The sequence below is a fragment of the Scytonema hankhaensis NUACC26 genome, from assembly GCF_045865695.1.
In the GTDB taxonomy this organism is placed as follows: domain Bacteria; phylum Cyanobacteriota; class Cyanobacteriia; order Cyanobacteriales; family Nostocaceae; genus Scytonema.
This window is the reverse complement of sequence record NZ_BAACAP010000042.1, coordinates 1-6,345: the sequence shown is the minus strand read 5'-3', so window position 1 is coordinate 6,345 and position 6,345 is coordinate 1. Positions and strand designations below refer to the sequence as shown.

At 42.0% G+C, this 6,345-nt stretch carries 8 protein-coding genes; 7 read left to right on the top strand and 1 reads right to left on the bottom strand.

Annotation, left to right across the window (positions count from 1 at the left end):
• The 7 genes from ACKTT2_RS00880 to ACKTT2_RS00850 all read left to right on the top strand — a co-directional run.
• A partial coding sequence (locus tag ACKTT2_RS00880) for a 3-alpha domain-containing protein (RefSeq protein WP_407883024.1) occupies positions 1–222 on the top strand: 222 nt, incomplete at its 5' end.
• 298 nt (positions 223–520) lie between these two features.
• Positions 521–931 carry a hypothetical protein gene (locus ACKTT2_RS00875; protein ID WP_407883022.1) on the top strand — a complete coding sequence of 137 codons (411 nt, stop codon included), beginning with the start codon at positions 521–523 and terminating at the stop codon, positions 929–931.
• Between the two features lie 98 nt (positions 932–1,029).
• Entirely contained in the window at positions 1,030–1,416 is a 387-nt protein-coding gene (locus ACKTT2_RS00870; protein WP_407883020.1) for a DUF302 domain-containing protein, read from the top strand.
• A 55-nt stretch (positions 1,417–1,471) separates the two neighbouring features.
• The gene (gene copM / locus ACKTT2_RS00865) at positions 1,472–1,816 is read left to right on the top strand and encodes a CopM family metallochaperone (RefSeq protein WP_407883018.1); all 345 of its coding nucleotides are present in this window, start codon (positions 1,472–1,474) and stop codon (positions 1,814–1,816) included.
• Between the two features lie 98 nt (positions 1,817–1,914).
• Entirely contained in the window at positions 1,915–3,384 is a 1,470-nt protein-coding gene (locus ACKTT2_RS00860) for a YncE family protein (protein WP_407883016.1), read from the top strand.
• Between the two features lie 420 nt (positions 3,385–3,804).
• Positions 3,805–4,371, top strand: coding sequence for a ferric reductase-like transmembrane domain-containing protein (locus tag ACKTT2_RS00855; protein ID WP_407883014.1), 567 nt, complete (start codon positions 3,805–3,807; stop codon positions 4,369–4,371).
• A gap of 40 nt (positions 4,372–4,411) precedes the next feature.
• Positions 4,412–5,455 (top strand): WD40 repeat domain-containing protein, encoded by a 1,044-nt coding sequence (locus tag ACKTT2_RS00850; RefSeq protein WP_407883012.1) that lies wholly within the window; start codon positions 4,412–4,414, stop codon positions 5,453–5,455.
• Between the two features lie 96 nt (positions 5,456–5,551).
• Here ACKTT2_RS00850 and ACKTT2_RS00845 read toward each other — a convergent pair whose 3' ends face one another.
• Complete coding sequence (locus ACKTT2_RS00845; RefSeq protein WP_407883010.1) at positions 5,552–5,728, bottom strand: hypothetical protein; 177 nt, start codon at positions 5,726–5,728, stop codon at positions 5,552–5,554.
• Positions 5,729–6,345: the final 617 nt, after the last annotated feature.

Below are 6,345 nucleotides of genomic sequence, written 5' to 3'. Positions count from 1 at the left end.
TTTTACTTTCGGGTTTTGCAAGAGGGCGAAGTTGGAGCCGGAGACACTTTAGAGTTGGTGAGCCGAGATAGCAACAACATCACGGTTGCTGATATCACTCAGCTTTATATGCGTGAGCAAAACAACCCAGAGTTACTGCACCGTGCCGCACAACTGAAAGCGTTACCCAAAAGCTGGCGGGACTACTTTCAGGAGCAGATCTGTCGTCAGGATGTGAGATAGATCGGAACAACTGTATCTTTCCTGCTAACGGTGCTTATCCCTACCAGCGTGACTTGAAAGACGTTGAGTTCCATCTACTCGATACCGGACATTTTGCCTTGGAAGGATACAGCTGGTGAATGATGGTTCAGACCCCTCACTGCAACGATTTGGCGTCATTTTATGCGATTGTAGAGACGCGATTAATCGATTGTAGAGACGCGATTAATCGATTGTAGAGACGCGATTAATCGCGTCTCTACGCAAGATTTGCTGCAATCCTTATTACACAAATTATTCATTTATTAGGAGCAATCTCATGACAAAATCTTTCTGGTTATTTGGTTCTCGCCTCACTATCTTTGCCGAGCGCACCACATTCCTTCTTGCCCTAGTAGCCTCTATTGCAACTAATTTCTCTTTACCTGCTGCTGCTGATTCTACCGTGAGTTTAATCCTTAGTTTGAGATGCCGAGGTGGATACAATATCAATATTTGGAAAACGAATACTTCGGGTGAACTACTCTATCGCTCGACAAGCCCTCACGGTAATTTGAGTTTGGGTAGAGGAACGCGCCAAGCCACAGAAGGTACTCAAGTTTACAGGTTCCAGAATGGCAATTATCAATATTGGGTATGGGACGGCACATTAGATAGCAAGGAGTCTGGAACGTTAGAGGTGTACAAAAACAATCAGATCGAACTACAGCGAGCTTGTAAGAAACATTAATTCAGCTATGTTATTCTAACTGAATGATAGAGATTTTAAGACAGATTTAAATTGCTCTAAAACTATTTATTATCAAAACTGTTGCGGAGTTCGTTGCTATGAATGCAAATAACGGCATCATTAGTCAGTTTAGTCCCTATTCAGTAACCGAAACCATTGATCGCTTAGAAACTATTCTTCAGGCAAAAGGGATCGCCATTTTTGCCCGCATCGATCAACAGGCTGAAGCTGAAAAAGTTGGACTTAGCCTGCGTCCAACGCAGTTTTTGCTGTTTGGCAACCCTAAAGCCGGAACGCCGCTTATGGTGGCAGAACCGACCATCGCCCTAGATTTACCCCTGAAAGTATTGGCATGGGAAGCGGCTGACGGCAAAGTGTGGCTGAGTTACAACGATCCCAATTACTTAAAGCAGAGGTTCTCTCTCTCCGATGAGTTGGTTAAGAATATCGCGGTAATTGCACCTTTAATCAATCAAATACTCTGATAAACAACTCATTTACTTTGTTAATATCCCATGTTGGCTACCGCAATTTGTTGTCATGCTAATATTATTTGTAATTTTTCTCACCCTGAATCTGTTTACGTTCAATTCACTGCCCGTCTATGCGGATAATCTGCCCAATCGTGATACGTTGAATCAAGCAATGATCTCAATGGATATTGCCATGTCCAGCGTTCCGATGACTGGTAATCCAGATGTCGATTTTGCTGTTATGATGATTCCTCATCATCAAGGTGCAATTGACATGGCAAAGGTCGAGCTACGGTACGGAACTGATTCTCGTTTACGACGATTGGCACAAGAAATTATTGTGACTCAGCAATCAGAAATTACATTAATGCAGCTTGTTCTGGAGCATCCATTGTCTGCCCAATCTCATTAGGATAAGCAATGTTGCTCAAATCAGCATAAATTATCTAGGTATATCTCTGATACCTATTATAAATGCTTCACTTCAAGATTTAATTCGAGAGGAACCCAATGAAGTTGCGTATCATCAGTTTTGCCCTTGTTATTCTACTCAGCATTGCAATTCCTACTCTGGCAGGTCAAGCTCCTTTTGCGGCTTCTGCCCGGAATATTCCAATTAGTTCCCGCGATCGCGTTTACAGTGCCGATCAGTTCTCCAACACGGTTTCAGTTATTAATCCACAAACCAATGAACTTCTGGGAGTTATTCGTCTGGGTCAAACATTACCAGACAATCTAAGTCCTCTATACAGAGGTCAACTTCTTGTCCATGGTATGGGCTTTTCACCAGACTACCGGACTGTAGTTGCGGTTTCTATAGGATCGAATTCAATTACGTTCATTGATACTCAAACAAATCAGGTTAAGCACATCACTTATGTCGGTCGCTCTCCGCATGAAGCCTTTTTTACGCCTGATGGTAAAGAGGTTTGGGTAACGGTTCGGGGAGAAGATTATGTTTCCGTTTTGGATGCTCATACCTATGAAGAGAAGTTGCAAATACCAGTAGGGAATGGACCTGGAATGACCATTTTTCGTCCAGACGGCAAGTATGGGTTTGTTTGCTCCAGTTTTACGCCCGAAACCGAGGTGATTGAGGTTGCTACCCATCGAATTGTAGCAAAGGTTCCCCAAAGTTCGCCTTTCTGTCCTAATATTGCCGCAACACCTGATGGCAAGCAAGTCTGGTTCACGTTGAAGGATATTGGCAAAACTCAACTATTTAGTGCAGAACCGCCTTTCAATGTGATTAACACACTCGATACTGGACCTATCACCAATCACGTCAATTTTGTCCGGAATCAAAACGGTCAATTCGCTTATGTCACCGTAGGTGGCGAGAATGTCGTGAAAGTTTACACTACAACTAATAATCCCAAATTAGTTGCGACAATCCCTGTTGGTGATTTACCGCACGGATTATGGCCTTCAGGGGATGGTACGCGGATTTATGTTGCCTTAGAAAATGGGACGGGTATAACTGCAATTGATACCTTGACTAACAAAGTTATTGCGACCAATCCCAGCGGACAAAGTTCACAAGCATTAGTTTACATTCCGAACGCGGTTCCTCAAGGAGATGGATTAGCAAATTTGCAACCATTAGGTAATTCAGGCTTAGCAGAACATTTGGTTATGGGACCACCCGGATCGTCCTCTGAGCAAGCAGTGACAACGGTTGCTGTTAATAATCAGGGATTAATCGATTTCGTGGAAGCTTCGGTGATTGGACTGCAACCACAACAGAGTTACGAGCTGGTACTCTTGGAACACCCAAACTCACCCTATGGGGAGATTCAACCGTTAGAGATGTTTAAAACTAATCAGGCTGGAGCTGCGATTGTCACTACAATTGGACCGCTCAAACGGATTGTCACAGGAACTTCACAAACCCAACGGCGATATTTGGCGATCGTTTCTACCGAGAATGGAGATCGTAGTTTACCCGTGCAGATCCAACTGGAACAAAAGTCAACCTAATTTACAGCTACTAGACAAACTCTCATCTGTGAGGAGAGAGTAAAAAACTACCCAACTTTAGTTGGATCTTTCTTTCCATTTGAAGATGGACTGATTCATCAATCATTGTATTGTGCAAAAGTGTCAACTCAAAGTGGACGACAAATCAAAATCTATTACATATATTGAATACGTACAAACACTAATAGCAACTTAGATGCAAGATTTAAGTTTGCTTTCACAAGGAAAGCGGAAAGAGGGTTGTATGGCGATCGCTCGATCGTAACGGTGTCCCATCAGGCGATCCTACTACTTATGCATTGACAAATTATGCAATATGTGTATCACTTAGAACCTGAAGGCAAGATAGTATTCTTGCTCTGATAGAGAGCGATCGCCAATCACTAGAATCATTGTCAAACGGATAATACTTATATTGATATGTCAACTATAGATACACCAACTCTAGAAACAGCTCTAGGATTCATCGCATTAGTTTGCTACATTCTCACTTTATTACCTACAATTCTGAGAATTGTTATTCCGCAGTCAAAAGAAACTGGTATTCCTAAATTGTTACTGAAACATCGCCGTAACATTGGTATTCTGGCTTTCTTATTTGCATTGGGACATGGGTCACTTTTAGTACAAAAAAGACGTGTAGATTTATTCGACTTAGAAACAAGTTGGATTTATCTGCAAGGATTAGCCACCTTTACAATTGTTACACTTCTAGCTATTACTTCTAATAATTGGAGTATAAAAAAGCTCAAGAAAAACTGGAAGCAATTGCATAAACTTACATACTTAGCCATGTTTCTTTTAACTTGGCATATTTGGGACAAAATGTCCGGTCATTGGACATACTTAACTCCCATTGGTTTGGTAGCAATTATCGGGATAATAATTTTATACCTGTTTAGACTCGGAATTGAAAGTCAGGATAAACAACAAAAGAAAGAGGCTAAAGCATTCCTATCTCAGCTTGCAGTAAGAACAGTTAAGTAAAGTGGGCAATGCCTACTACTGAACGCAAGGAGGATTTTGTATGCTGTTAAAGCATATTAATAGGAAAATTTGGGTAGGGATAGCAATCTCAACAATGACAGCTGTTGTTGGATTAAGTTGGTCTAAATCGCTTTCACAATCACAGCTTGCGTACTCTTCTCAACATTTACTCACCACTAATCTTTCTCGCACCCTCAAAGGAAATACGGTTTGGATTTATGCGATCGCGATCGGTCCAGACGGTAAAACTTTAGCTAGTGGCAGTTACGATCGCAAGATTGAGATTTGGAATCTGCAAACTGATAAATTACTCCATACTTTCAAGGGACATACTGATGCAGTTGTATCACTCAGCATTAGTCCAGAAGGCAAAACGTTAGCTAGTGGTAGTTGGGACAACCGGATTAAGTTGTGGAATCTAAATAATGGGGAGCACCGCACTTTCAATGGACATTCTGATGATGTTGAATCTGTTGCTATCAGCAAAGATGGAAAGACTTTAGTAAGTGGCAGTTGGGATAGGACAGTCAAAGCCTGGAATATTAGTACTGGACAAGTACTCCACACTTTTTACCACACAAATGCAGTGAAAGCGGTTGCCATTAGTCCTGATGGGCAGTTATTTGCCAGTGGTACTAAAGATGGAAAAATCATGATTTGGCAATTGGCAGGTGGTATATTGAAAACCCCCCTAGCAGCGCACAATCAAGCCGTTTCATCGTTAGCTTTTAGCCCTGATGGACAGCAGCTTGCTAGTAGTAGTGATGACGGAACAATTAAGGTGTGGAATTCGCAGGGGCAGTTGCAGCACGTCCTAACCGGACATAATAATGCAGTTTGCTCTGTGGCTTTTAGTCCCAATGGACAGCAACTCGCTAGTGGTAGTTACGATCGGACAATTAAATTGTGGAATCCCAAAACAGGGCAGTTGTTAGACACTTTCACCGGACATAACAAAGCAGTTTGGTCTGTGGCTTTTAGTCCAAAAGGTGATACCGTTATTAGCGGCAGTGCAGATAAGACTATCAAGATTTGGCAGCTCGCAAAAGTGCCTTTAAAGTCACTGTCGCACAAGCGATTTTAGTAACTAGCGATCGCTAGTTTTTTTTCGCACTTTGTCGAAGCTCACCTGCTCGACCTGTCGTTGTGGTAAACAACAACTCTACTACTATTGCCCTCTTCATTTTTCAGGTCTTTTCACTTCACCTACACTTGTTACATTCCTTAACTTCACTTCACTACCATCACCTCTCTTCACAATTGGTAAAGGTATTGCTAAATTACAGCCATTTTCAGGTAAATAGACCACAGCCGTAGGGGCGCAATGCCTTGCGCCCCTACCAACGGTGTGGTTCATTTAGGTGAAAACTGCTGTAACATCAGCTTGAGCAGTACTTCAGTTGAATCTGAATTCCAACTTTAGTTGGAGCGAACTTCCCATTTTGAGATGGACTGATTCATCAATCACTTTGTTGAACAAAAGTTTCAACTCAAAGTGGATGACTTCTTAGAGCCAATTGCATATATTGAATTTACGCAAACACTAATATAGTAATCCTAAATCATTTATGAGAATTGTGGAAATAACGGTACACAGCAGGAAGGTGCAAGACCCTATCAGTTAACTGTCAAAGATGGTAAACGATACAGTGCCGTTACTGCCTTCCTTTTGCCCATTCTCCATTCTAAATGACTAGCAACACCACGACCGACATCCAAATGCAGAAATGGACTCAAGCCTTACCCCAAAGCTGTCGGGACTACTTTCAGGAGCAGAGCTGTCGTCAGGATGTGAAATAGATTAACCTGTCGTAAAACGCCATCATGTCACTTTTATACACTTACAAGGAGTAATCTCATGACTACATATCGCACAGTTTTGATCGATGGTCTAGATATCTTTTACCGTGAAGCTGGTTCTCGTGATAATCCGACGATTCTGCTATTGCACGGCTTCCCAACTTCCTCTCATAT

Bases quoted from the DNA above. Each gene is read 5' to 3' on its own strand.
- ACKTT2_RS00875 (WP_407883022.1), top strand. From the start codon at position 521: ATGACAAAATCTTTCTGGTTATTTGGTTCTCGCCTCACTATCTTTGCC.
- ACKTT2_RS00870 (WP_407883020.1), top strand. From the start codon at position 1,030: ATGAATGCAAATAACGGCATCATTAGTCAGTTTAGTCCCTATTCAGTA.
- copM (WP_407883018.1), top strand. From the start codon at position 1,472: ATGCTAATATTATTTGTAATTTTTCTCACCCTGAATCTGTTTACGTTC.
- ACKTT2_RS00860 (WP_407883016.1), top strand. From the start codon at position 1,915: ATGAAGTTGCGTATCATCAGTTTTGCCCTTGTTATTCTACTCAGCATT.
- ACKTT2_RS00855 (WP_407883014.1), top strand. From the start codon at position 3,805: ATGTCAACTATAGATACACCAACTCTAGAAACAGCTCTAGGATTCATC.
- ACKTT2_RS00850 (WP_407883012.1), top strand. From the start codon at position 4,412: ATGCTGTTAAAGCATATTAATAGGAAAATTTGGGTAGGGATAGCAATC.
- ACKTT2_RS00845 (WP_407883010.1), bottom strand. From the start codon at position 5,728: ATGAACCACACCGTTGGTAGGGGCGCAAGGCATTGCGCCCCTACGGCT.